The following is a 24,830-nucleotide window of genomic DNA, read 5'->3' as shown; positions in this document are numbered from 1 at the left end:
CACCCCCGCCCGGCGACAACTCCGTCCACCAACCCACCGAGGTCCCCCATGCCCACCCCCACCCGCAGAACCGTCCTCACCGCCTCCCCGGCCCGCGGCCTCGCCACCGACCCCGTCTTCGGCACCGCGACCGGACTCGCGCAGGCGGCCGCGAAACCGTCGTACGTCGTCCGCACCGGCTGGGGAGACCACGGCAACGGCGCCTTCTCCACCGACGGCGGACAGACCTGGGCCCCCTTCCCGAGCCAGCCCGACCTCGCCCACGACGCCCCCGGGCCCATCGCCGTCAGCGCCGACGGCGGCGTGCTGCTGTGGACCTTCGTCCACCGGGACGGCACCACCTGTCCCGCGTACCGCTCGACGGACGGCGGCGCGAGCTGGGCCGAGGTGCCCACCTCCCCGAAGGGCGCCACGCCGGTCGCCGACCCCGTCGACCCGGCCGTCTTCCACGCCTACGACACCAGCACCGGAACCCTGTTCGCCAGCACCGACAGCGGCCGTACCTTCGCCGCGCGCGCCACCGGACTCCCCTCCGGGGACAGCCAGTTCCAGCTCGCCGCCGCGCCGGGCCGGAGCGGCGATCTGTGGGTGAGCGGCAAGGGCGGCGGGCTGTACCGGTCCGTCGACGGGGGTGCCACCTTCGGCCAGGTCGCGGGCGTCGCGGCCGCCCACACCCTCGGGTTCGGGAAGGCCGCCCCCGGCGCCGCCTACCCGGCGCTCTTCCTGGTCGGCAGCACGGACGGCACCCGTACCGCCGTGTACCGCTCCGACGACCGGGCCCGGACCTGGATCCGCGTCAACGACGACGCCCACCAGTGGGGCTGGACCGGGCAGGCGGTCACCGGCGATCCGCGCATCCACGGCCGCGTCTACCTGGCCACCAACGGACGAGGCATCCAGTACGGGGAGCCCGCATGAGACCGACCCTCGCCGACGCCGCCCGGGGCCGCATCCTCTTCGGCGGCGACTACAACCCCGAGCAGTGGCCCGAGGAGACCTGGCACGAGGACGTCCGGCTGATGAAGGCGGCGCACGTCAACTCCGTCACGCTCGGCGTCTTCTCCTGGTCCACCCTCGAACCCGAGCCGGGCGCCCGGGAGTTCGGGTGGCTCGACCGGCTCATGGACCTCCTGCACGAGTCCGGTGTCGGGGTCGTGCTCGCCACCCCGACGGCCTCCCCGCCGCCCTGGATGGGCCGCCTCCACCCGGACACCCTGCCCCGCGACGCCGACGGACGGACCGAGGTGTGGGGCGGCCGGCAGCACTTCTCGCACTCCAGCGCCACCTACCGGCGGTACGCCGCCGCCATCACCGAGGACCTGGCCGCCCGCTACGCCGGCCACCCGGCCCTCACGATGTGGCACATCAACAACGAGTACTGCACCTTCGACTACGGCGACGAGGCCGCCGCCGCCTTCCGCCGCTGGCTGCGCACCCGCTACGGCACCCTCGACGCGCTCAACTCGGCCTGGGGGACCGCCTTCTGGAGCCAGGGCTACGACACCTGGGACGGCATCCTGCCCCCGCGCCACGCCCACTATCTGAAGAACCCCGCGCAGGTGCTGGACTTCCGGCGGTTCACCTCCGACATGCTCCTGGAGTGCTTCACCGCCGAGCGGGGCATCGTCCGCCGGTACACCCCGCACACCCCTGTGACCAGCAACTTCATGCCACTCTGGATCGGCCAGGACGCCTGGCGGTGGGCCGGCGAGGAGGACGTCGTCTCCGTCGACGTCTACCCCGACCCGCGTGATCCGCTGGGCGGGCAGCGCGGGGCGCTCGTGCACGACCTCACCCGCTCGCAGGCCCGCGGCCCGTGGATGCTGATGGAGCAGGCGGCCGGGCCGGTGAACTGGCGCGGCGTGAACCACCCCAAGCCGCGCGGTCTGGGCCGCCTCTGGTCCCTCCAGGCCGTCGCGCGCGGCGCCGACGCCGTCTGCTACTTCCAGTGGCGCCAGTCCCGCCAGGGCGCCGAGAAGTTCCACTCCGGGATGGTCAGTCATGCGGGGGAGCAGGGCCGCACCTATCAGGAGATCCGGCGGATCGGTGCCGAACTGGCGTCGGTCGGCGCGGAGGTGACGGGGACCCGGATCGACGCGGACGTCGCGATCCTGCACGACTGGCACTCCTGGTGGGCAGGCGCCCACGAAGGGCGGCTGTCGCGCGAGGTCGATCTGCCCGAGGTGCTGACCGCCTGGCACCGGGCCCTCTGGGAAGCACATCTGACCTGCGACTTCGCCCACCCGGAGCACGATCTGTCCGGGTACCGGCTCGTCGTCGTCCCGCAGCTCTACCTCCTCACCGACGCCGCCGTCGGCAACCTCCTGTCCTACGTCGGGGACGGCGGCACGCTGGTCTGCGGCTTCCTCACCGGCGTCGCCGACGAGGACGACCGGATCAGGCCCGGCGGCATGGACGCCCGGCTGCGCGGGCTGTTCGGCATCCGCACCCTGCACGAGTGGTGGCCGCTGGAGGCGGGGGAGACCGTGCGGTGCGAGGGCTTTCGCGGGACGCTGTGGTCGGAGGAGATCGAGGCCGAGCCCGGGGCCGCCGAGACCGTGCCGTACCGGGGCGGTGAGCTGGACGGGCTGCCCGCCGTCCTGCGCAACGGCCGGGCCTGGTACGTCTCCACGCTCCCCGAGCCCGACGCGCTCCGCGAACTGCTCGCCTCCGCCGCCGCCGGGGCCGGGGTGCGCCCGGTACTGGCGGGACTGCCGGCCGGGGTCGAGGCCGTGCGCCGGGGCGGGCTGCTCTTCCTGCTCAATCACGGGAAGGAGCCGGTGACCGTCCACGTGCCGGGCAGCCACCAGGAGATGCTCGGCGGAGAGAAGGTCACCGGGTCCGTCACCCTCGACCGCTACGGAGTGGCGGTGCTGCGGCCGTGAGCCACACACCCGTCCACGGAACGTGGGAGCCCGCCCCCGCGACCCGCTGGGAGGACGCCTTCCTGAGCGGGAACGGCCGGCACGGCATCCTCGTGTTCGGCGATCCGAACGACGAACGGGTCGTCGTCACCCACCACACCCTGGTCCGGCCGAACGGCGGCGAGCACGCCCGACCGCCCCGGCTCGCCGACCGGCTTCCCCTGCTCCAGGACCGGCTGCTCGCCGGAGACCTCACCGCCGCCGAGAGCTTCACCGACGGCCGACCGCTCCAGTGGGTCCAGCCCTTCCACCCGGCCTTCCGGATACGCGTCGACAGGGCCGCAGGCGACGGCCCCGGGGACAGCCGGTCCGCATACCGCCGGGACGTCGACTTCACCACCGGCGAAGTCACCGCAGTATGCGGCGACTTCACCACCGGCGAAGTCACCGCAGTATGCGGCGACTTCACCAGCCGGGCCTTCGTCTCCCGTGCCGACGACGTCATCGTGCAGGAGATCGTGGCGGGCGACGGCCTCGTCATCCGCCTCGACCACCGGCTGCCCGGCGCCCCGGCCGGGCTCCGGGTCGGCCACGGCGCCCTGCTCACGCCCGAGGGCGCCCTGCTGAGCCTGCGCGCCCGCTACCCCGGCGGCGACCGCGCCTACACCGGGGTGACCCTCGTCGTCGGCGCCGGTGCCGAACTCGTCCCGCCAGCCGTCCGTGTCACCGGCGCCCGTTCGGTGCTGCTGCTCACCCGCGTCCTGCGGCACACCGGCGAGGCCGACGTGGTCGCCGAGGCGCGGCAGCTCCGAGCCCTGCTGGCCGGCGCCGAGCGGCCGTACGGGGAACTCCTCGACCGGCACCTGGAGTTGCACCGCACCGCCTACCGGCGGGTCGGTCTCGACCTCGGCGCCGATCCCGCCGAGCGCGCACTGCCCGGCTCGGAGCTGCTGCGGCGCCCGGACAGCCCCGCCCTGCTGGAACGGCTCTTCGCCGCCGGCCGCTATCACCTGCTCTCCAGCAGCGGCCTGCTGCCGCCCCGGCTCACCGGCCTGTGGACCGGCGACTGGGACACCGCCTGGTCCGGGGCGTTCACCACCAACGCCAACCTCAACCTCCAGACCGCCTCCGCACCCGCCGCGGCACTCCCCGAAGTCACCGACGCGCTCGCGGAACTGATCAGCGGCCAGCTCGACGACTGGCGCGAGAACGCCCGCGCGATCTTCGGCGCCCGGGGCGTGGTCGCTCCCACCCACACCGACGGCGAGTCGGGGCGGACGTACCACTTCGACCGCGAGTACCCCCACCAGCTGTGGACGGCCGGTGCCGACTGGCTGCTCAAGCCGCTGGTCGACCACGACGAGACCCGGGGCGAGCGCGATCCGCGCACAGCCGCCGTCCTCGCCGAGGCCGCCGCCTTCTACGAGGACTTCCTCACCCGCACCGACGCGCACGGGCGGCTCGTCGTCGTGCCCTCCTACTCGCCCGAGAACCGTCCCGCGAACGCGAGCTGGGGCGCGCTCAACGCCGCCATGGACCTGTCCGCCGCCCGGCACACCCTGCTGACCGCAGCCCGCTATCACCCCGAAAGGGCGGCGCAATGGCGGACGTTGGCGGATCGGCTGCCGCCGCACCGGGTCAACGCCGACGGCGCGCTCGCCGAATGGGCCTGGCCCGGTCTGGACGACACCTACGACCACCGGCACCTCAGCCACCTCTACGGCGTCTGGCCGCTCGACGAGATCAATCCCTACGACACCCCCGGCCTGGCCGCCGCCGCCCACCGCGCCCTCGCCCTGCGCGGCGCCGAGAACCACTCGGCACACGGCCATCTGCACCACGCCCTGATCGCGGCCCGGCTGCGGGACGCCGGCCGAGCCGCGCACGCCCTGCGCGAGGTCCTCGGCGGCGACTTCTTCCACGCCTCGCTGATGAGCGCCCACTACCCCCGCCGGGACGTCTACAACGCGGACGCCGCGCACACCCTGCCCGGCGTCCTGATCGAGATGCTCGTCCAGTCCACCCCCGACCGGCTGGTCCTGCTGCCTGCCGTCCCCGACAGCTGCCCGGCCGGTGAACTCCGGGGAGTACGCACCCGGTTCGGCGCCGAACTCGACCTCGGCTGGGCGCCCGGGCGTGCCACGGTCACCCTCCGGCCGAGCCGCACCGCCCGCATCGACCTGCGGACTTCCTCCGGCGCACAGCCGCTCGACCTGGTCGCCGGAGAAGACCGCGTCCTCACCCTGGGGACGTGGTAGCCCCTCGCACTTCCCCCCACCCATGGAAGGGACACCATGGCAACACGCACGCTCGCCAGGGTCGCCACGGCCCTCGTCGCCCCCGCCCTGGCCCTCGGCGCCACCGTCGGCCTCGCCGCCGCGCCCGCCTCCGCCGCCGTCTGGTCCTCCTGCGACCAGTGGGGCAGCACCACGCTGAACGGCTACACCCTCTACAACGACATCTGGGGCTCCGGCGCCGGCACCCAGTGCATCTGGGCCAACTCCGGCACCAACTGGGGTGTCAACGCCAACCACCCGAACACCGGCGGCATCAAGTCCTACCCCAACGCCGATAAGGTGATCAACAAGTCGGTCAGCTCCCTGGCCTCGCTCACCAGCAGCTACAACGTCACCGTCCCGTCGTCCGGCGCCTACGAGACCGCGTACGACATCTGGGACACGAACCACAAGTACGAGATCATGCTCTGGGTCAACAAGACCGGCGCCGTCGGCCCGCTCGGCACCTCGCAGGGCACCGTCAGCCTCGGCGGCTCCACCTGGACCGTCTACAAGGGCAACAACGGCTCCAACGACGTGTTCTCCTTCGTCCGCGCCTCCAACTCCACCTCCGGCTCGGTCAACATCCTGCCGATCCTGAGGTGGATCAAGGACACCAAGGGCTGGTTCGGTGACGTGACCATCGGTGACCTCCAGTTCGGCTTCGAGATCACCTCCTCGGCCGGCGGGCTGAACTTCACCGTCAACAGCGAGAGCGTCAGCGGCAGCTGAGCCGCCGATGCGCGAAAGGGGCCGGTCCCGCAGGGGACCGGCCCCGGTCTCATCCGGCGACCGGCAGCCGCGCGCCGTCCCGCAGGAACAGCGGGATACGGTCCAGCGGCGCGTCCACCGTCACCGTCGTACCGCCCTCGTACGCCGTGCCCGTCCAGGCGTCCGTCCAGCTCGCCCCCGCCGGCAGGTACGCCGTACGGGCCCTGGCGCCCGCCGTCAGCACCGGGGCGACGAGCAGGTCGCGCCCGAAGAGGTAGGCGTCGTCCACCGACCAGGCCGCCCGGTCCCCGGGGAACTCCAGGAAGAGCGGGCGCAGCACGGGCAGGCCCTGCTCGTGGGTCTCGCGCATGACCCCCAGGATGTACGGCTTCAGGCGCTCGCGCAGACGCAGACAGCGCTCCAGGATCGCGCCCGCCTCCTCGCCGTAGGACCACACCTCGTTGGGACCGCCGGTCATCTCCGGGCCGAGCGGCAGTCCGGGGTCGCGGAAGCCGTGCAGCCGCATCAGCGGGGACAGCGTGCCGAACTGGAACCAGCGGACCATCACCTCGCGGTACGCCGGGTCGTCCGGGTCGCCGCCGTGGAAGCCGCCGATGTCGGTGTTCCACCACGGGATGCCGGACAGCGCGGTGTTGAGCCCGGCCGCGATCTGCCGCCGCAGCGTCGCGAAGTCGGTGCCGATGTCACCGGACCACAGGGCCGCGCCGTGGCGCTGACTGCCCGCCCACACCGAGCGGTTGAGCGAGATCACCTCGTCCTCGCCGAGACCGGCCGCCAGCAGCCCCTCGTGGAAGGCGCGGGCGTTCTCGCGCGGGTACAGGTTGCCGACCTCCAGGCCCGGACCCGCCCAGTAGCGCAGGTTCTCGGGGAAGCCGGGCTTCAGCTCGGGCTCGCACGCGTCCAGCCAGAACGCCGTGATGCCGTACGGGATCAGGTAGTTGTCCCGGATCCTCGACCACACGAACGCACGGGCCTCGGGGTTCGTGGCGTCGTAGAACGCCACCTGGACGGGGGTGGCGACCTCCTTGTCCGGCCAGTCGGCGTGCGCCATCGGGCCGTACTGCGTGCCGATGAAGTAGCCGCGCTGCTCCATCAGCTGGTGGTTCTCGGAGAGCGGGGAGACCGACGGCCACACGGACACGACCAGCTTGATGCCCAGCTCGTCCAGCTCGCGGACCATGGCCGCCGGGTCGGGCCACTCCTTCGGGTCGAACTTCCACTCACCGAGGTGCGTCCAGTGGAAGAAGTCGCACACGATCGCCGAGATCGGCAGACCCCGCCGCTTGTACTCCCGTGCCACGGCGAGGAGTTCGCCCTGGGTGCGGTAGCGCAGCTTGCACTGCCAGAAGCCCGCCGCCCACTCGGGCAGCATGGGCGAGCGGCCCGTCACCGCACTGTAGGCGCGCTGTCCGTCGGCCGGAGTGCCCGCCGTGATCCAGTAGTCGATCTGCCGGGCCGAGTCCGCGACCCACCGGGTGCCGTTGCCCGCCAGCTCCACCCGGCCGATCGCCGGGTTGTTCCACAGCAGCGTGTACCCCCGGCTGGACACCAGCACCGGGACGCTCACCTCGCTGTTGCGCTGGACCAGGTCCAGTACCAGGCCCTTCTGGTCCAGCCGCCCGTGCTGGTGCTGGCCCAGGCCGTACAGCTTCTCGTCCTCGTACGCGGCGAAGCGCTGCTCCAGCCGGTGGTGGCCGCTGCCGACCGCCGTGTAGAGACGCGGGCCGGGCCACCAGAAGTGCGCCCGCTCCTCGGCGAGCAGCTCGCCACCGTCGTCGGTGCGCAGGAAGCGGAGCATGCCCTCGGCGCTCACCTCGACGGTCAGCGCGCCGACCGTCACCTGCCCCTCCGCCTCGCCGACCGTGATCGTCGCCTCGGCGGCCGGCGGGGAGTCGAGGAGCGCCCCGGGCAGCCCCTCCAGCACCGGACCGCCGAGCCGGGCCCGTACCCGGACCGCGTCCGGACCCCACGGCTCGATGCGCACCGTCTCCTGACGGCCGCTCCATTCCAGTGCCCCCTCGCGCACCTGGAGGCGGCCGACGGTGGGGGCGGACTGGGCGAGGCTGACCTTGGGCTGCGCGAGGGCGGGCTGAGTACCGGCAGGCTGGTTCACGGCGGCTCCTGGGACGAGGAGTGCAGACAGGGACGCAGGCAGGGGTGTGCCCGGGACGGCACGGTCGGTGGAGGTCAGGACGCGGCGGTCGCCGGTCCCGTGCTCGCCCGCTCGGTCAGCTCGGGCGGGAGCAGCACGACGCCGTCGCCGCCGCGCCCGTCCAGCTTGGCCACCAGGTGCTCCACGGCGCGCCGGCCCATCTCCTGCGCGGGGATGGCGACCGAGGTCAGCCGCACCGAGGCCTGCACGGCGACCTGGTCGGGGCAGATCGCGACCACGGAGACGTCCTCGGGCACGGCCCGGCCCTGCTGGCGCAGCAGGGCGAGCAGCGGCTCCACCGCCGACTCGTTCTGCACCACGAACCCGGTCGTGCCCGGACGCTCGTCGAAGATCCGGGCCAGGGTGACGGCCATCGCGTCGTACCCGCCCTCGCACGGGCGGTGCAGCAGCCGTACGCCCGTCTCGCGGGCCCGGGAGCGCAGTCCGTCGAGGGTGCGCTCGGCGAAGCCGGTGTGCCGTTCGTAGACGGCCGGGGCCTCGCCGATGACAGCGATGTCACGGTGACCGAGCCCCGCCAGATGCTCCACACAGAGCGCGCCGGTCGCCGTCCAGTCCAGGTCCACGCAGGTCAGGCCGTCCGTGTCGGCGGGCAGCCCGATCAGGACCGAGGGCTGATCGTCCCCCGCTCTCGACTGCGCTCCAGCGGGGACACCCCCGTCCCGCAGCAGCGGCAGCCGCTCGTCCTCCAGCTCGACGTCCATCAGGATCATCGCGTCGGCGAGGCCGCTGCCGGTGACCCGGCGCACCGCGTCCGGCCCCTCCTCGCCGGTGAGCAGCAGGACGTCGTAGCCGTGCGTGCGGGCCGTGGTGGCCACCGCGATGGCGATCTCCATCATCACCGGCACGTACATGTCGGTGCGCAGCGGGATCATCAGCGCGATGATGTTCGACCGGTTGCTCGCCAGCGCGCGGGCGCCGGCGTTCGGGTGGTAGCCCAGCTCCCGGATGCTCTCCTCGACCCGCTGCCGGGTGGTGGCGGAGATGGACCGCTTGCCGCTGAGGACGTAACTCACCGTGCTCGCCGACACTCCGGCGTGCTGGGCGACCTCGGCGAGGGTGACCATCCGGCTCTCCAAGCTATGTGAAGCGCTTCGACGGAGCGCGTACCGACTAGGGCGCGAGTGAGGGTGAGATTGAGACTAGCTTCAGCGAGGGTGGGGTGTCCAGTGATTGTCGAAGCGCTTCGACATCTCCTTGGTGCCCCACGTCCTTCGTCCGCCGCATCCATACCACCTGCGCGGCCGTGAACCTCGACGACTTCCGGACACCACGGCGTACCCGGTGGATATCGGCTGAACGGACGCGCGAGGGGTGGTGGGGGCGGCCCGTTTCGGGTACGAACGATCCAGTAGCACGGGTCGGTAGCGAACGGTCCGCAATCATCCCTCTTCGCGGCGAGGTGAGCCTCATGTCCGCCCCCACCACCCCCCGAACCAACGTCACCGAGCGCGAGGCGCGCCAGGTGGCGGAGGCCGCCCGGGAACAGGACTGGCGCAAGCCCAGCTTCGCCAAGGAACTGTTCCTCGGGCGTTTCCGGCTCGACCTCATCCATCCCCACCCGCTCCCGGACGACGACTCCGTCCGGCGCGGCGAGGAGTTCCTGGCGAAGCTGCGCGCCTTCTGCGAGACGACGGTCGACCCGGCCCGCATCGAGCGCGAGGCCCGCATCCCCGACGAGGTCGTCGCGGGCCTGAAGGAACTCGGCGCCCTCGGCATGAAGATCGACCCCAAGTACGGCGGTCTCGGCCTCACCCAGCTCTACTACAACAAGGCCCTCGCCCTGGTCGGCTCCGTGAGCCCCGCCATCGGCGCGCTGCTCTCCGCCCACCAGTCGATCGGCGTACCCCAGCCGCTGAAGATGTTCGGCACCCAGGAGCAGAAGGACGCCTTCCTGCCGCGCTGCGCCCGCACCGACATCTCCGCGTTCCTGCTCACCGAGCCGGACGTGGGCTCCGACCCGGCCCGCCTGGCGACGACGGCCGTACCCGACGGAGACGACACCTACGTCCTCGACGGAGTGAAACTGTGGACCACCAACGGCGTGGTCGCCGATCTGCTCGTCGTCATGGCCCGGGTGCCGAAGTCCGAGGGGCACAAGGGCGGCATCACCGCGTTCGTGGTCGAGGCGGACTCGGAGGGCATCACCGTCGAGAACCGCAACGCCTTCATGGGCCTGCGCGGCATCGAGAACGGCGTCACCCGCTTCCACCGGGTCCGGGTGCCGGCGGCGAACCGGATCGGCCCCGAGGGCGCGGGCCTGAAGATCGCGCTCACCACCCTGAACACCGGCCGGCTCTCCCTGCCCGCGATGTGCGCGGGATCCGGCAAGTGGTGTCTGAAGATCGCCCGCGAGTGGTCGGCGGAGCGCGAGCAGTGGGGCAAGCCGGTCGCGCTGCACGAGGCGGTGGGCTCGAAGATCTCCTTCATCGCGGCCACGACCTTCGCCCTGGAGGCCGTCCTCGACCTGTCCTCGCAGATGGCCGACGAGGACCGCAACGACATCCGCATCGAGGCCGCCCTCGCCAAGCTCTACGGCTCCGAGATGGCCTGGCAGATGGCCGACGAACTGGTCCAGATCCGGGGCGGACGCGGCTACGAGACCGCCGAGTCCCTGAAGGCACGCGGAGAACGGGCCGTCCCGGCCGAGCAGATGCTGCGCGACCTGCGCATCAACCGCATCTTCGAGGGCTCCACGGAGATCATGCACCTGCTGATCGCCCGTGAGGCCGTCGACGCCCACCTGTCGGTCGCCGGTGACCTCATCGACCCCGACAAGTCCCTTACGGACAAGGCGAAGGCGGGCGCGAGCGCGGGTGTCTTCTACGCCAGGTGGCTGCCCAGGCTGGTCGCGGGTCCCGGCCAACTACCCACGGCCTACGGTGAGTTCAAGCACGGGACCGACCTGTCCGGGCATCTGCGCTACGTCGAGCGCGCGGCCCGCAAGCTGGCCCGCTCCACCTTCTACGCCATGTCCCGCTGGCAGGGCCGCATGGAGACCAAGCAGGGCTTCCTCGGGCGGATCGTGGACATCGGCGCGGAGCTGTTCGCGATGAGCGCGGCCTGCGTACGGGCCGAGCGGCTGCGTGTCCAGGGCGAACACGGCCGCGAGGCCTACCAGCTCGCCGACGCCTTCTGCCGCCAGGCCCGCATCCGGATCGAGGAGCTCTTCGGCCGGCTGTGGACCAACACGGACGGCGTCGACCACACGGTGGTCAAGGCCGTCCTCGCCGGGTCGCACACCTGGCTGGAGGAGGGAATCATCGATCCCTCCGGGGACGGCCCGTGGATCGCGGACGCGACCCCCGGACCGTCGGCACGGGAGAACGAACGCCGTCCGTACGGCGCTTGAGGTCAGTTGCCCCAGGTGCCCTGGTTGACGGCGCAGTTCCAGCCCGTGCCGTGGAGGGTGAACTTCACGCCGTAGGAACGGGTGTTGAGCAGGTGCGTGGGGATCCTCATGCCGAGGCTCGCCTTGCCCTTGAGGGTCCCCGCGTAGACGGACACCGACGTGGAGGAGTTGTGGGTGATCCGGCCGCCGGTCGCCCTGGCCCTGCCGAAGCGGAGGTACTTGGTGTCCGTGATGGTGAACGTGACTCTCTTGAAGCTGCTCGCCGTCCTGCTCTTGACGCCGAAGTACAGACCCCCGTTCGTCACCCAGTGGTTCGAGCCGATGTAGAAGCGGCTCGGGTAGACGATGTCGATCGGGCAGCCGGTGGCCTTCGGCGTCTGCGCGGCGGCGAACGCGCCGCCCGCGAGACCCAGTTGAGCGGCGGCCAGCAGACCGGTCGTGGCCAGCACGGCCGTGGTCGTGCGCATGCGGTTCATGGTGGTGACTCCTCCCCGTTTCGCCCTACTTGACGGGCGCCAACGGGAAGGATGCCATGATCCACGACCGCACGTGCGCGATTTCGCGCTACGGCAGCAGTACTTACGCCACCTTTACGTACGTCAGCAGTACGTGTGGCCCGCGCCGGGCCTCGTCCAGGAGCACGAGGAGACCTTGGCCCCGTTCGACCGGGTGAGCGTGGCGGTGTCCCGGTCGTTGTTCCAGACGTAGGCGCGGCGGCCCTGGTACGTGTCCGTCGCGGTGTCCGTGCCCCGGCCCGTGTGGATCTTCATGTACTTCCCGGCGCCGATGCTGACGCTCTTGAAGACGTACCGGTGGTTGGACGCGTCCTTCAGCACCCACCCCGTCAGCGAGACGGTCGTGCCGCCGGTGTTCCTGATCTGCACCCACTCGGCGTTGAGGCTGCTGTTCGAGCGGGTGTCCCTGCCGGGGCTGTCGTACCAGACCTGGTGGATCCGCACGCCCCCGGCCGCCTGGGCGGGGGTGCTGAGCAGGGTGCCGGTGAGCAGGGCCGCGCCGGCGAGGGCGGGCAGGGCGGCACGCAGCCGCACGGTACGTATCGACATGCCTGAAGAGTTATCACACGATCTTCACCGGTACTTCACATCGGGAGAATCACTCCATCCGGCAACGAAACCCGCTGACGCACCCGCCCGGGGGACGCCCTGTCCGGAGCGCTCCCCGATGCGGCAACAATGGAGAGATGACCGACAGCCCCGCCCATCCGGCACCCCTCGCCGATCCGCACCTCGTCTACGACCCTCTCGCGGGCGACGGCCCCAAGGACGTGGTGATCCTCGGCTCCACCGGATCCATCGGCACCCAGGCCATCGACCTCGTGCTGCGCCACCCCCACCGCTTCCGCGTCACCGCCCTGTCCGCGAACGGCGGCCGCGTGGCCCTCCTCGCCGAGCAGGCCCGCCGGCTGCGGGTGCGCACGGTCGCGGTCGCCCGCGAGGACGCCGTGGCCGCCCTGCGCGAGGCGCTCGCCGCCGAGTACGGAACGGGGGAGCCGCTGCCCGAGATCCTCGCCGGACCGGAGGCGGCCACCCACCTCGCCGCCTCCGACTGCCACACGGTCCTGAACGGCATCACCGGCTCCATCGGCCTCGCACCCACCCTCGCCGCCCTGGAGGCCGGCCGCACCCTCGCCCTCGCCAACAAGGAGTCGCTGATCGTCGGCGGCCCGCTGGTCAAGGCGCTCGCCAAGCCCGGCCAGATCATCCCGGTCGACTCCGAGCACGCGGCACTCTTCCAGGCACTGGCATCGGGCACCCGGGCCGACGTCCGCAAGCTGGTGGTGACCGCCTCCGGCGGCCCCTTCCGCGGCCGTACGAAGGCCGAGCTCGCGCACGTCACCGTCGAGGACGCCCTCGCCCACCCCACCTGGGCGATGGGCCCGGTGATCACGATCAACTCCGCGACCCTCGTCAACAAGGGCCTGGAGGTCATCGAGGCACACCTCCTCTACGACATTCCCTTCGACCGCATTGAGGTGGTCGTGCATCCCCAGTCGTATGTTCACTCGATGGTCGAGTTCACCGACGGATCCACGATCGCCCAGGCGACGCCCCCCGACATGCGCGGGCCCATCGCCATCGGACTGGGCTGGCCCGAACGCGTCCCCGACGCCGCGCCCGCCTTCGACTGGAGCAAGGCCTCCACCTGGGAGTTCTTCCCGCTGGACGACGAGGCCTTCCCCTCGGTGAACCTCGCCCGGCACGTGGGGCAGCTCGCGGGCACGGCCCCGGCGGTGTTCAATGCGGCCAACGAGGAGTGCGTCGAGGCCTTCCGCAGCGGCGCACTGCCCTTCAACGGGATCATGGAAACCGTGACCCGGGTCGTCGAGGAACACGGCACCCCGGTCACGGGAACCTCACTCACCGTGCCGGACGTCCTCGAAGCGGAGACCTGGGCCCGGGCCCGGGCCCGTGAACTGACAGCCACGACGGCGACCGCGGAGGCGCGTGCATGACGACCTTGATGTTCATCCTCGGCATAGTGGTCTTCGCGGTCGGCCTGCTCGTCTCGATCGCCTGGCACGAGCTGGGGCACCTCTCCACGGCCAAGCTCTTCGGCATCCGCGTGCCGCAGTACATGGTCGGCTTCGGCCCGACCGTCTGGTCCCGGAAGAAGGGCGACACCGAGTACGGCATCAAGGCGGTCCCGCTCGGCGGCTACATCCGCATGATCGGCATGTTCCCGCCCGACGAGGCGGGCCGGGTCTCCGCCCGCTCCACCTCACCGTGGCGCGGCATGATCGAGGACGCCCGCTCGGCCGCCTTCGAGGAACTCCAGCCGGGTGACGAGACGCGCATGTTCTACACGCGCAAGCCCTGGAAGCGCGTCATCGTCATGTTCGCCGGCCCGTTCATGAACCTGATCCTCGCGGTCGCCCTCTTCTTCACGGTCCTGATGGGCTTCGGCATCCAGCAGCAGACGACGACGGTCGCCTCCGTCTCGCCCTGCGTCATCGCCCAGAGCGAGAACCGCGACAGCTGCAAGAAGTCCGACCCCGCCTCCCCGGCCCAGGCCGCGGGCATGCAGAAGCGCGACAAGATCGTCTCCTTCGACGGCAAGCGGACCAAGGACTGGAACACCCTCTCCGACCTGATCCGCGACAGCGCCGGCAAGACGGTCCCGATCGTCGTCGACCGCGACGGCAGGCAGCTCACGCTGCACGCCACCATCGCCACGAACCTGGTCGCCCAGAAGGACTCCAGCGGTACGTACGTCCAGGGCAAGTACGTCAAGGCCGGCTTCCTCGGCTTCAGCTCCGCCACCGGCGTGGTCCACCAGAGCTTCGGCGAGTCCGTGACCTGGATGACCGACCGGGTCGGCGACGCCGTCGACTCCCTCGCCGCCCTGCCCGCCAAGATCCCGGCCCTGTGGAACGCCGCCTTCGGCGACGGCCCGCGCGAACCGGACTCCCCGGTCGGCATCGTCGGCGCCGCCCGCATCACCGGCGACATCGCCACCCTGAACATCCCCGCCTCCCAGCAGGTGGCGATGTTCGTGATGCTGCTCGCCGGCTTCAACCTCTCCCTGTTCCTGTTCAACATGCTCCCGCTGCTCCCCCTGGACGGCGGGCACATCGCGGGCGCCCTGTGGGAGGCCCTGCGCCGCAACCTGGCCCGCGTCCTGCGCCGCCCGGACCCCGGTCCGTTCGACGTGGCGAAGCTGATGCCGGTGGCGTATGTGGTGGCGGGGATCTTTGTGTGCTTCACGGTCCTAGTGCTCATCGCGGATGTGGTTAACCCCGTGAAAATCTCCTAGCCATATGCCGTTGGAGGCGGCCCGGAAGATGATCTTCCGGGCCGCCACCCATCGGGTGGGTTTGCCGGACGGGATGTGCTCCCGCCGGGGCCGGTGCCGTAATCTCGAAGCCTGGAGCCCGCCGATACGGGACCGGATCCTGATCCACGACTTGGGGTTGCACAGCAGATGACTGCGATTTCTCTCGGCATGCCGTCCGTTCCGACCAAGCTCGCCGAGCGCCGGAAGAGCCGGCAGATCCAGGTCGGAAGCGTGGCCGTCGGCGGAGACGCCCCTGTCTCGGTCCAGTCGATGACCACGACCCGTACGTCCGACATCGGCGCCACCCTCCAGCAGATCGCCGAGCTGACCGCGTCCGGCTGCCAGATCGTCCGCGTGGCCTGCCCCACCCAGGACGACGCCGACGCCCTCGCCACGATCGCCAGGAAGTCCCAGATCCCGGTGATCGCGGACATCCACTTCCAGCCCAAGTACGTCTTCGCCGCCATCGAGGCCGGCTGCGCCGCGGTCCGCGTCAACCCGGGCAACATCAAGCAGTTCGACGACAAGGTCAAGGAGATCGCCACGGCCGCCAAGGACCACGGCACTCCGATCCGCATCGGCGTCAACGCCGGCTCCCTCGACCGGCGCCTGCTCCAGAAGTACGGCAAGGCGACCCCCGAGGCCCTGGTCGAGTCGGCCCTGTGGGAGGCGTCGCTCTTCGAGGAGCACGACTTCCGCGACATCAAGATCTCGGTGAAGCACAACGACCCGGTCGTCATGATCGAGGCGTACAAGCAGCTCGCGGCCCAGTGCGACTACCCCCTCCACCTCGGCGTCACCGAGGCGGGCCCGGCCTTCCAGGGCACGATCAAGTCGGCCGTCGCCTTCGGCGCGCTCCTCTCCCAGGGCATCGGCGACACGATCCGCGTCTCCCTGTCCGCGCCTCCCGTGGAGGAGGTCAAGGTCGGCACCCAGATCCTGGAGTCCCTGAACCTCCGCCAGCGCGGCCTGGAGATCGTCTCCTGCCCGTCCTGCGGCCGCGCCCAGGTCGACGTCTACAAGCTCGCCGAAGAGGTCACGGCCGGTCTGACCGGCATGGAGGTCCCGCTGCGGGTCGCCGTCATGGGCTGCGTCGTCAACGGCCCCGGCGAGGCCCGCGAGGCCGACCTCGGTGTCGCCTCCGGCAACGGCAAGGGCCAGATCTTCGTCAAGGGCGAGGTCATCAAGACCGTCCCCGAGTCCAAGATCGTCGAGACCCTCATCGAGGAGGCCATGAAGCTGGCCGAGAAGATGCAGGACGCGGGCGTGGAGTCGGGCGAGCCGTCGGTGTCGGTCGCCGGCTGACGTTTCGATCTCCGTGAGTCCCGTCACCGCTCGGTGGCGGGACTCAGTCGTACCTCCGCCCAGACGGACTTGCCCGGCCGCCGTGGCGTGACACCCCACGTGTCCGCGAGCGCCTCGACCAGGAGCAGGCCCCGGCCGCCCTCGCCCTGCGGGTCTTGCAGCTCGGGCAGGCACTCGGTACGGGTGTCGGAGACCTCCAGCCGCAGGGTCGTACCTGCCCCGGTGAGCTTCAGGTGGAAGTCCCGTCCGGGTACGTGCCCGTGCCGGACCGCGTTCGCTACGAGTTCGGCGGCGATCAGCGTGAGGGTTTCGTTCGCGGGCCCGGCGTAAGGGCGCCCCCACTCGTCCAGCCGGTGCGAGACGAGCCGCCGGGCGAGGCGTGCGCCGCGCGGCGTCGAGGTGAAGCGCATCGCGAATTCGTGGGCGAATTCATGGGTGGAGATTTCTGACTTCATACCGCTTACGCTCCCGCACGCTCAGTAACGTTGAACAGCGGCTGCACCTCGACCAACAGGGGTTGTACGAGGGCGGGGTGCCGCTGTAGGCGTGCGCGCCGTGACGGACGGTGGCGCGAGGGCATTGGGGGTTACGTGAGCGAGGAAGTGCAGGAACCAGAGGGTGAGTCCGAGCCGGGATCCGGGGTCCCGCTCATCTTCGGGCGGCTGTTGAAGCGGCTGCGGACCCAGGCGGGCGTGGAACGCGCTGAACTCGGCCGCCTTACCGGCTACTCGGCTGCGACCATCGCGTCGTTCGAGCAGGGCAGACGCATTCCGTCGCCGCGCTTCATCATGCAGGCCGACGAGGCGCTGAACGCGCAGGGAGTACTGGTCGATTTCATCGAGGAGATGGAGAAGGCGCAGTATCCGGCGTTCTTCCGGGACGCGGCGGCGTTGGAGAAGCAGGCAGTCGCGCTGCACGTGTTCGCCGTACAGGCCGTACCGGGCCTGTTGCAGACGGAGGACTACGCGCGGGCGGTCTTCACCATGTGGAGGCCGCCGTTGAGTGAGGAGACGATCGAGCAGCGGGTGGCGGCACGGCTGGCCCGCCAGGAGATCTTCGCGCGGAAACCGGCGCCCACCCTGAGCTTCGTGCTGGAAGAGGCTGTTGTATGCAGGCGCTTGGGCGGATCGGCCGTCTGGCGCGGCCAGTTGGAGCAGATCCTGCTCGTCGGACAGCGGCGTAATGTGGAGATCCAGGTCATGCCGAACGACCGCGAGGAGCACGCCTGCCTCAACGGTCCGTTTACCTTGATCGAGACGGCGAAGGGGCGCAGGATCGCCTATGTACCGGCGTACAAGGCCAGTCGCCTCTTCGCGGATCGCTCGACGGTCAGGGAGGTGGAGGAGCAGTACAACCTCCTGCGCGCCCAGGCCTTGACACCGCGCGAATCACTGGCCTTTGTAGAGAAGTTGCTGGGGGAGACATGAGCGTTGACGAGCCGAACGAGCTGGTGTGGTTCAAGAGCAGCTACAGCAGTGGAGCGGGCGGCGAATGCGTGGAGGTCGCTCTCGCTTGGCGCAAGTCCAGCTACAGCAGTGGCGATGGCGGCGAATGCGTCGAGGTCGCCACCACCCCCACCACCATCCACATCCGTGACTCCAAGCAGAACCCCACCACCGCCCCCACCCTCATAGTGCCGCCAGCCGTCTGGCAGGCCTTCCTCGGTCTTGCGCGATCCTGAACTGACCTCTACCGCCCCTTGGTGCCGCTCTCGATTGCGAACGCGTCTTGCCAACTAGGGTCTTCGGACCGATGAGTCGGCTGACGGGGAGGGACGCGGCACCATGGGTGACCAGGGCGGCGGCGACGGCAAGATTCTCGACATCAAGATCGAGGACCTGAAGAAGACGGCTCCGCATTTCCACACGCACAGCACGGATCTCGCCAAGGCGCTGACCAAGCTCAAGACGTCGCTCGCGGCTGCCGGTTCGCCGTGGGGTGACGACAAGCAGGGCAAGGAGTTCCACAAGGTCTACGGCCCGCTGGTGACGAAGATCGAGCATGCCGCGGACGTCCTCGCCCAGGGCCTTGCCAGCATCGAAGAAGCGATGACCGACATGGCGGACGGCCACATCGACAACGAACAACTGGTCCGCTCGATGTTCAGCCGGATCCATCCGAAGCCGGGCGGTAAGGGCGGGGGTCAGCCGGAGTGAGTGCGGCGGACAAGGCGAAGCAGATCGTCCAGGACATGACCGGCATGTGGTGGCCGGCGGCGGACGAGGACGGGCTGCGGGCGGCGGCCAAGGCCTGGCGTGACTTCGCCGATGACATCGAGACGGTCATGACCGCGGCGAACAAGACGGCCCGCGGCATCATCGAGGACAACAAGGGCGAGGCGATCTCCGCCTTCGACGACCCCTACTGGCGCCGCTACTGCAACAACGGCCACGGCTGGCTGAAGGACATGGCCGACGGCGCCCGGGACATGGCCAAGGCGCTGGACAAGTACGCCGACTCCGTCCATCACGCGGTCGTCAAGCTGGAGCACGAGCTGGAGATCGTCGGGGCGACGATCATCGCGGGCACGGCGCTGGCCATCTTCACGGCCGGTATCTCCGAGGGCGCGGCGGCGGCAGCCACGGCGGGCATCGTGGAGCTCGCGGGAACCCTGGGCGTCGAGGTCTCCACCGAGATCGCCACGATCGCGGGCACCACCCTGGCCACGGCCGCGATGGGCGGCATCGAGTCGGTGACGGTCGACCTGGCGGTCACCCAGCCGGTCTCGATGGCCACGGGTGAGAGCAAGGGCTTCAACCTGGACGAGGTCAGCGACTCGGCCGTGTCCGGGATGGAGTTCGGCGGCATGTTCGGCGGCGCCGGTGCCATGGCCAAGGTCGCGGGTGAGGCGGGCGGCTTCCGCGCGCTCTTCGACGGGGTCTCCATCCCCGGCATACGCACGCTGCCGACCGAACTGGACGGCTTGGGCTCGGACTTGCGCACGGGGGAGAACGCCGCGGCTGGGGACGCCCGCCAGGCGGCCGGTGACGACCCGCAGGGCACGGCGGAGAACCCGAGGAACAAGGTCTGCGTCGACAACACTGACCCGGTCGACCTGGTGACCGGCAAGATGTACCTGCCGCAGACCGACATCGTCCTACCCGGCACGCTGCCTCTGGTCTTCACCCGCCGTGTGGAGTCCGGGTACAAGCTGGGTCACTGGTTCGGCCCGTCCTGGTCCTCCACGCTGGACCAGCACCTGGCTGTCGACGCCGAAGGCGTCATCTTCGTGACGGAGGACGGCCTCCTCCTCACCTACCCCCACCCGGCCTCGGACGCCCCGACACTCCCCGCCCACGGCAGCAATCGCTGGCCCCTGCGGCGCGTCGACGGCGGCTACACGATCAGCGACCCTCGCTCCGGCCGGGTCTGGCACTTCGCCGACCAGTCCGAGGACCGCGCGGTCCTGGAGCAGATGGACGACCGCAACGGCAACCGGCTGACCTTCGAGTACGACGCCGAAGGCACCCCGCTGTCCATCGCATCGTCGGCGGGATACCGCCTGAAGATCACCACAACCGGTGACCGGGTCACGTCCCTCCACCTGGAGGGAGGGGCCCCCGACGGCACCGACGTGGAGCTGAAGCGCTACGGCTACTGCCCGCAAGGCCACCTGACAGAGGTCACCAACTCCTCCGGCCTGCCCCTGCGCTTCGGCTACGACGACCAGGGCCGTGTGACATCCTGGACGGACACGAACAACCGCAGCTACACCTACGAGTACGACGACCGGGACCGCTGTATCGCCGAGAGCGGCTCGCACGGCCACATGGCCCTGCGTCTGTCGTACGACGACACGGACCCGGCGACCGGCCACCGCGTCACGACCACGGTGACGGGTGAGGGCCACACCCGCCGCTACGTCATCAACGATTCCGGCCAAGTGGTCACGGAAGTAAACCCGTTGGGCGTGGCAACCCACTTCACCCGCGACCGCTACAACCGTCTGCTGTCCACGACGGACCCGCTGGGCCACACGACGTCGTTCCGCGAAGATGTTCAACAAGAAGGGGCAAAGGGTTGGCACCTACGACCCGGATCTCAACTACCTCAAGAAATGACGGCTTCTCCATTCGGGTTGTCTCCGCCCCGTTGTCCGCCGAAGCCGCAGCAGGCATCGGAGCGGTAGGCCGCATCACGGTGCGGGACTTCGAAGAGAATTTCCCGATGGATCTGAGCTATTGGGACGTAGCGCGATATCAGGCCAGCTGGGTTCGGGCGCTGAAGGTACTCGAAGGTGCTGATGATGCGGTATCGTGCCTCATTTCGTCCGTCACGGACCCGGCGAACAGCAACTTCATTCTCTGTTGGCCGCTGTATCGGTCAGGAAGCGTCGTCCACGTTCAGAACTCGATTATTTTCCTCGAAGAGATCGCGAATGAATTCACCGCGGAAGAGCCTTGGCGTTTCGTGGAACCACGATCGACGGTCGACGAAGACGGGCACGAGATCTCCGAGTGGCAGACGACCATCGATGAGATCAGGGAGTTCCTTCGCGTGTGCTCGCGCACAACCGATCCTCACGACTAAGCACCCCTCTCCGTCTCCTGGACCGGCACTACGACCCGGAAAGGGTACGAGTACCCCGAGCCGGAAGGCTGAGTCGGCATGTCATGGACCTCCCTGTTGCACAACCCGGAGGGAATTACCTCCGTCTACCAGGGAAACCCGCCGGACCTCGTCGGCGTTCATCTACACGAGGCGGTACTCCGTACAGACGGACCGACCTTGACGCTGCGCCTGGATCTCGCGCGATACCCGGAACAGCCTCCGCTTAAGTGGGCGGTGCAGCGTTTCAACACCACGCAGGTCGAGATTTCGTTCAGCGGTATCAGGGAGATCGTAATTGAGGGCTTCGGGGCTGATATCAGGGCGAATGTTTCGATGGCCTCCGATAATGGTGTCACCCTTGACGTAATGTCATCCCAGGCTCGTATTCGGGCCGTCGCTGACGCGGCCTTCATCTCCAAGCTGACCGCATACGCCAATGAAGTCTGAGCATGCTGGACACGAACCTCTCCGTTCGGAACAAGGAGATCCTGGCCCCTCTCTACGGACCGGAACTCCCACCACTGGACTCCGTCCGCCTCCGTTCCGTCCATCTCGACTGGCGTGGGCCGACGGTCACTCTGCGCCTGGACCTGCCCACGCCACCGCCGCCTCTCCCGGACGACTGGACCGCGTCGGGCGCCGACACGGCGCAATGCCAACTCCGGTTCCTGGCAGTCGCCGACCTGGTGCTGTCCGCCTGGGAACCACCTGTGACGGCCCGCGTCGCGGTGGCACCCCTGTCAGGCGATGAGCACAGAATCCGTGTGAAGGCCTCGACGGATTGCGGTACGTTCCTGGCGTTTACCTGTCACGCAGACGTACTCGCCGCGCATCTGAGCGGCTTCCGCCCGGAACCGGACGGCTCGGACGACGGCCCGCACGTCTTCCGCGGCAGGGTCGACGCGATGCGGCACGCGACGCTTCCCGACCCCTGCGAGAAGACCTTCTATGAACGCTGAACCGAACGCCGATCTCGCCGAACTGAGCAGCTATGACCTCTTCTACGTGCACTTCGACGAGCGGCACTGCTCGGCCACCCTCGGGTTCACCGACCAGGCAGGCCACGAGGCCTTCGAGTTCTTCCTCGTCTTCACCGAGGTCCGGAACGTGACCGTGCGCGGCTGGGCAGCTCCGGGGCGCAAGAACGTACAGCTTCGAAGAACAGGCGACGGGATCATGATGTCGGCCGAGGCCGAGGGCTCTGCGCTGAGCTTCCGGGCGGCGGACCTGTCGGTGCAGCGGGCACGCTCGTTCCGAGCCTGGCCGCAGGAGGGCTGAGCTGCTGTGGACAGCGGAATCCGTGTCGCCTCATCCGACTCCCTCGTCCCCTTGAAGGACGCCCTCCCTCCCACCGGTCTGTTCTACTCGGCCCGGATGCGGGGGCTGGAGATGCGCGACGCCGACGGGGTGTTCACCCAGTTCCACGAGGCGCTCCGGCTCCCCGACTACTTCGGCTGGAACTGGAACGCCCTGCGAGACTGCCTGTGCGATCTCCACTGGATCACTGCCACCCGCGTCCTCGTCGTCGTCGACGACGCCGACGCGGTCCTGTCGGAAGCCCCTGACGAACGCGAGATCCTCATGCGGGCCCTGGACGACGCGGTGACCTTCTGGGCGGGGAAACCCGGCTTGCCGGGACAGGAGAGGAGAACCTTCGAGGTCGTACTGCTGGGCCCGCCCGCAGCCGGATCTCACCACTAAGCGCTCCACCACCCCTCGGGGTACAGTGCGGAGGATCAGCAGATCCCCAGCCCCGAGGCCCCGCACGTGTTGACCCAGACCACCTCACGGGTGCTCGAACCGAGTGACCTTGACGCCGCGCTCGCCGTCCTCGACCGCGAGCCGGTCACGAACGCCTTCGTGACCTCGCGCGTCCAGATCGCCGGCCTCGACCCGTGGCGGCTCGGCGGCGAGATGTGGGGCTGGTACGAGGACGGCATGCTCACGTCCCTGTGCTACGCGGGGGCGAACCTGGTGCCGATCTGCGCCACCCCGCGTGCCGTGCGGGCCTTCGCCGACCGGGCCCGCAGGGCCGGGCGGCGCTGTTCGTCCGTCGTCGGGCCCGCCCAGGCGACCGCCGGACTGTGGCGTCTGCTGGAGCCGCACTGGGGTCCGGCCCGTGAGGTCCGTTCCCATCAGCCGCTCATGGTCACCGACCGGATGTCCGCCGACGTCGCCCCGGACCCGTACGTCCGCCGCGTCCGCAAGGACGAGATGGAGACGATCATGCCGGCGTGCGTGGCGATGTTCACCGAGGAGGTCGGCGTGTCCCCGATGGCCGGGGACGGCGGGCTGCTCTACCAGGCCCGCGTCGCCGAACTCGTCGGCTCCGGCCGCTCCTTCGCCCGTGTCGACGAGCACGGCAAGGTCGTCTTCAAGGCCGAGATCGGCGCCGCGACCAGCCAGGCCTGTCAGATCCAGGGCGTGTGGGTCGCTCCCGAGTACCGGGGGAAGGGCCTCGCGGCACCGGGCATGGCGGCGGTCCTGCGGTACGCCCTCGCCGACGTCGCCCCCGTGGTGAGCCTGTACGTGAACGACTTCAACACGGCGGCGAGACGGACGTACCACAGGGTCGGCTTCCGCGAGGTGGGCGCGTTCATGAGCGTCCTCTTCTGAGGGCCACCGCTCTCCCGCTCACATCCCCTCGATCAGTTCCGCCGCCCGGACCACCGCCGCGAGCGCCTCGGGGTGTCCGGTGCGCCGGTGTACGTCGAGGCAGGTGTCGGCGAGCTTGATGACGTGCGCGTCCCCGTGCCGGGCGGCCAGCCCGAACGTCTCCTCCGCCGAGTCCGGCGCGGCCGGCAGGCCGTCCTGCGGGGCGGGCGCGGCCGGGCGGTAGGCCGCGGTGACGGCCGCGGCGGCGGTCCACGCCGCGTGCAGCGTCGGCACCCACTGGGTGCGCGGGAGCGCCGGGAGGGTCCGCAGGGCCGCCATGGGCGCGGTCGCCGCGTGCACCAGCATGACGGCCGAGCCGTGCGCGTGGGGCAGATAGTGCAGCGCGGCGGCGGACGTCACGTCGGCCAGCAGCTCACGCGCCTGGTCCGCGTCCGCGGCGGGCCGGAGCGCGGCCGGGGCCGCGGGCCAGCCGGTCGTCTCGGGCAGCTGGGCGAGCCGGTGGTTGACACCGGCGCTCTGGTCCGGGACCGGCGGCACCGCGGCGAGGGCGGACGCGGGGTCGGCCGCCCCGGCCGGCGCGACGACGGCGACCGGCTGCCAGCGCGCCGCCCAGTACCCGAGCGCCTGCGCCAGCTCGGTCAGCCGAGGATCCGCCCCACCGTTCCCGCCGGCCCCACCGTTCCCGCCGGCCCCGCCGTTCACGCCGTGTCCGTCGTCGAGCAGGGCGTGCACCGCGTGGCCCGTGCGGATCACGCCGTGGGTGGCGCCCGCCGCGATGCCGGGCAGCAGCCTCGGCCACCACGTCTCCAGCACCGCGCGCCAGGGCCGCTCCCGCACCTCGCGCTCGAAGTGCACGAGCCAGTCGCCGAGCCGGCGCGGGTCCCCCAGCGCCGTACGCCACTCGTCGGCGGTGACGGGAGATGTGCCGCGCGGCAGTTCGTCCAGCCGGTCCATGTAGCGGTCCAGCCAGCGGTGGACCCGGTCCCCGTGCCCGTTCCTGACCAGCGCCTCCACTGCCATCGGGCCGTGGTTGCTCAGCCAGCCCTCGAACTCCGGCCCGCTGTGGTGCAGTCGTTCGTACGCCTCGTCCAGACTGCTGTCGATGCTCATGACATCCGACCGTAGGCAGGACCCGCCCGCCGGTCATCGGCCGCCGGATCGAACCGCAC

The 24,830-nt window shown here is 70.3% G+C and carries 23 protein-coding genes and 1 pseudogene; 18 read left to right on the top strand and 6 right to left on the bottom strand.

The genetic code is table 11. From position 1 onward, the window contains the following. Positions 1-75: 75 nt before the first annotated feature. From BIV23_RS05175 to BIV23_RS05160, 4 genes and pseudogenes are all read left to right on the top strand, one after another. Positions 76-918 (top strand): annotated as a pseudogene (locus tag BIV23_RS05175) (WD40/YVTN/BNR-like repeat-containing protein); the annotation flags it as partial. Further along, complete coding sequence (locus tag BIV23_RS05170) at positions 915-2,885, top strand: beta-galactosidase (protein WP_071379543.1); 1,971 nt, start codon at positions 915-917, stop codon at positions 2,883-2,885. The pseudogene BIV23_RS05175 and the gene BIV23_RS05170, both read left to right, overlap by 4 nt. Beyond that, the gene (locus BIV23_RS05165) at positions 2,882-5,122 is read left to right on the top strand and encodes a glycosyl hydrolase family 95 catalytic domain-containing protein (RefSeq protein ID WP_071379542.1); all 2,241 of its coding nucleotides are present in this window, start codon (positions 2,882-2,884) and stop codon (positions 5,120-5,122) included. The genes BIV23_RS05170 and BIV23_RS05165 overlap by 4 nt, the downstream gene beginning before the upstream one ends. A 36-nt stretch (positions 5,123-5,158) precedes the next feature. Further along, positions 5,159-5,872: a glycoside hydrolase family 12 protein gene (locus BIV23_RS05160; RefSeq protein WP_071379541.1), complete on the top strand. Its 714-nt coding sequence runs from the start codon at positions 5,159-5,161 to the stop codon at positions 5,870-5,872. A 49-nt stretch (positions 5,873-5,921) separates the two neighbouring features. On the opposite strand, the gene BIV23_RS05155 is transcribed toward BIV23_RS05160, so the two are convergent. After that, the gene (locus BIV23_RS05155; RefSeq protein WP_071379540.1) at positions 5,922-7,985 is read right to left on the bottom strand and encodes a glycoside hydrolase family 31 protein; all 2,064 of its coding nucleotides are present in this window, start codon (positions 7,983-7,985) and stop codon (positions 5,922-5,924) included. A gap of 74 nt (positions 7,986-8,059) precedes the next feature. After that, a complete protein-coding gene (locus tag BIV23_RS05150; protein WP_071379539.1) occupies positions 8,060-9,109 on the bottom strand; it encodes a LacI family DNA-binding transcriptional regulator in 1,050 nt (349 codons plus the stop codon). A 344-nt stretch (positions 9,110-9,453) separates the two neighbouring features. On the opposite strand from BIV23_RS05150, the gene BIV23_RS05145 reads away from it, so the two are divergent. Continuing rightward, entirely contained in the window at positions 9,454-11,394 is a 1,941-nt protein-coding gene (locus BIV23_RS05145) for an acyl-CoA dehydrogenase family protein (RefSeq protein WP_071379538.1), read from the top strand. A 2-nt stretch (positions 11,395-11,396) separates the two neighbouring features. On the opposite strand, the gene BIV23_RS05140 is transcribed toward BIV23_RS05145, so the two are convergent. Together BIV23_RS05140 and BIV23_RS05135 are read right to left on the bottom strand one after the other, a co-directional pair. Beyond that, positions 11,397-11,861 carry a hypothetical protein gene (locus BIV23_RS05140; protein ID WP_245790377.1) on the bottom strand — a complete coding sequence of 155 codons (465 nt, stop codon included), beginning with the start codon at positions 11,859-11,861 and terminating at the stop codon, positions 11,397-11,399. A gap of 132 nt (positions 11,862-11,993) precedes the next feature. Continuing rightward, complete coding sequence (locus BIV23_RS05135; RefSeq protein ID WP_177239721.1) at positions 11,994-12,458, bottom strand: lamin tail domain-containing protein; 465 nt, start codon at positions 12,456-12,458, stop codon at positions 11,994-11,996. 137 nt (positions 12,459-12,595) lie between these two features. Here BIV23_RS05135 and dxr point away from each other — a divergent pair, with 137 nt between their 5' ends. The 3 genes from dxr (at position 12,596) to ispG (ending at position 16,494) form a co-directional block, all read left to right on the top strand. After that, positions 12,596-13,867 carry a 1-deoxy-D-xylulose-5-phosphate reductoisomerase gene (gene dxr, locus BIV23_RS05130; RefSeq protein ID WP_071379536.1) on the top strand — a complete coding sequence of 424 codons (1,272 nt, stop codon included), beginning with the start codon at positions 12,596-12,598 and terminating at the stop codon, positions 13,865-13,867. An 8-nt stretch (positions 13,868-13,875) separates the two neighbouring features. Next, the gene (locus tag BIV23_RS05125) at positions 13,876-15,168 is read left to right on the top strand and encodes a M50 family metallopeptidase (RefSeq protein WP_177239742.1); all 1,293 of its coding nucleotides are present in this window, start codon (positions 13,876-13,878) and stop codon (positions 15,166-15,168) included. A 168-nt stretch (positions 15,169-15,336) separates the two neighbouring features. Continuing rightward, complete coding sequence (gene ispG, locus BIV23_RS05120; RefSeq protein WP_071379534.1) at positions 15,337-16,494, top strand: flavodoxin-dependent (E)-4-hydroxy-3-methylbut-2-enyl-diphosphate synthase; 1,158 nt, start codon at positions 15,337-15,339, stop codon at positions 16,492-16,494. A 23-nt stretch (positions 16,495-16,517) separates the two neighbouring features. Here the strand turns inward: ispG and BIV23_RS05115 are convergent, their stop codons facing one another. Beyond that, the gene (locus BIV23_RS05115) at positions 16,518-16,949 is read right to left on the bottom strand and encodes an ATP-binding protein (protein ID WP_245790376.1); all 432 of its coding nucleotides are present in this window, start codon (positions 16,947-16,949) and stop codon (positions 16,518-16,520) included. A 135-nt stretch (positions 16,950-17,084) separates the two neighbouring features. On the opposite strand from BIV23_RS05115, the gene BIV23_RS05110 reads away from it, so the two are divergent. From BIV23_RS05110 to BIV23_RS05065, 10 genes are all read left to right on the top strand, one after another. Then, positions 17,085-17,921: a helix-turn-helix domain-containing protein gene (locus tag BIV23_RS05110; protein WP_071379532.1), complete on the top strand. Its 837-nt coding sequence runs from the start codon at positions 17,085-17,087 to the stop codon at positions 17,919-17,921. Next, positions 17,918-18,175 carry a DUF397 domain-containing protein gene (locus BIV23_RS05105; protein ID WP_071379531.1) on the top strand — a complete coding sequence of 86 codons (258 nt, stop codon included), beginning with the start codon at positions 17,918-17,920 and terminating at the stop codon, positions 18,173-18,175. Before BIV23_RS05110 ends, BIV23_RS05105 begins: the two co-directional genes overlap by 4 nt. Before the next feature lie 103 nt (positions 18,176-18,278). Further along, positions 18,279-18,650 carry a WXG100 family type VII secretion target gene (locus tag BIV23_RS05100; protein WP_071379530.1) on the top strand — a complete coding sequence of 124 codons (372 nt, stop codon included), beginning with the start codon at positions 18,279-18,281 and terminating at the stop codon, positions 18,648-18,650. Then, positions 18,647-20,623, top strand: a complete 1,977-nt coding sequence (locus tag BIV23_RS53515) for a DUF6531 domain-containing protein (protein WP_071379529.1) — start codon at positions 18,647-18,649, stop codon at positions 20,621-20,623. Before BIV23_RS05100 ends, BIV23_RS53515 begins: the two co-directional genes overlap by 4 nt. Then, complete coding sequence (locus BIV23_RS05090) at positions 20,587-21,024, top strand: hypothetical protein (protein ID WP_245790373.1); 438 nt, start codon at positions 20,587-20,589, stop codon at positions 21,022-21,024. Before BIV23_RS53515 ends, BIV23_RS05090 begins: the two co-directional genes overlap by 37 nt. A gap of 78 nt (positions 21,025-21,102) precedes the next feature. Beyond that, positions 21,103-21,492: an Imm50 family immunity protein gene (locus BIV23_RS05085; protein ID WP_071379528.1), complete on the top strand. Its 390-nt coding sequence runs from the start codon at positions 21,103-21,105 to the stop codon at positions 21,490-21,492. Positions 21,493-21,494: 2 nt separating this feature from the next. After that, entirely contained in the window at positions 21,495-22,004 is a 510-nt protein-coding gene (locus tag BIV23_RS05080; protein ID WP_071379527.1) for an Imm50 family immunity protein, read from the top strand. Further along, on the top strand, positions 21,994-22,323 hold the full coding sequence (locus BIV23_RS05075) for a hypothetical protein (protein ID WP_071379526.1): 330 nt from the start codon (positions 21,994-21,996) through the stop codon (positions 22,321-22,323). The genes BIV23_RS05080 and BIV23_RS05075 overlap by 11 nt, the downstream gene beginning before the upstream one ends. A gap of 6 nt (positions 22,324-22,329) precedes the next feature. Then, positions 22,330-22,746 (top strand): barstar family protein, encoded by a 417-nt coding sequence (locus BIV23_RS05070; protein WP_245790372.1) that lies wholly within the window; start codon positions 22,330-22,332, stop codon positions 22,744-22,746. Between the two features lie 66 nt (positions 22,747-22,812). Then, entirely contained in the window at positions 22,813-23,661 is an 849-nt protein-coding gene (locus BIV23_RS05065) for a GNAT family N-acetyltransferase (protein ID WP_071379525.1), read from the top strand. 18 nt (positions 23,662-23,679) lie between these two features. Here BIV23_RS05065 and BIV23_RS05060 read toward each other — a convergent pair whose 3' ends face one another. Further along, entirely contained in the window at positions 23,680-24,771 is a 1,092-nt protein-coding gene (locus BIV23_RS05060) for a questin oxidase family protein (protein ID WP_071379524.1), read from the bottom strand. Positions 24,772-24,830: the final 59 nt, after the last annotated feature.

This window comes from Streptomyces monashensis (assembly GCF_001866665.1).
Taxonomy (GTDB): domain Bacteria; phylum Actinomycetota; class Actinomycetes; order Streptomycetales; family Streptomycetaceae; genus Streptomyces; species Streptomyces monashensis.
This window is presented reverse-complemented; position numbering and strand designations above follow the sequence as displayed.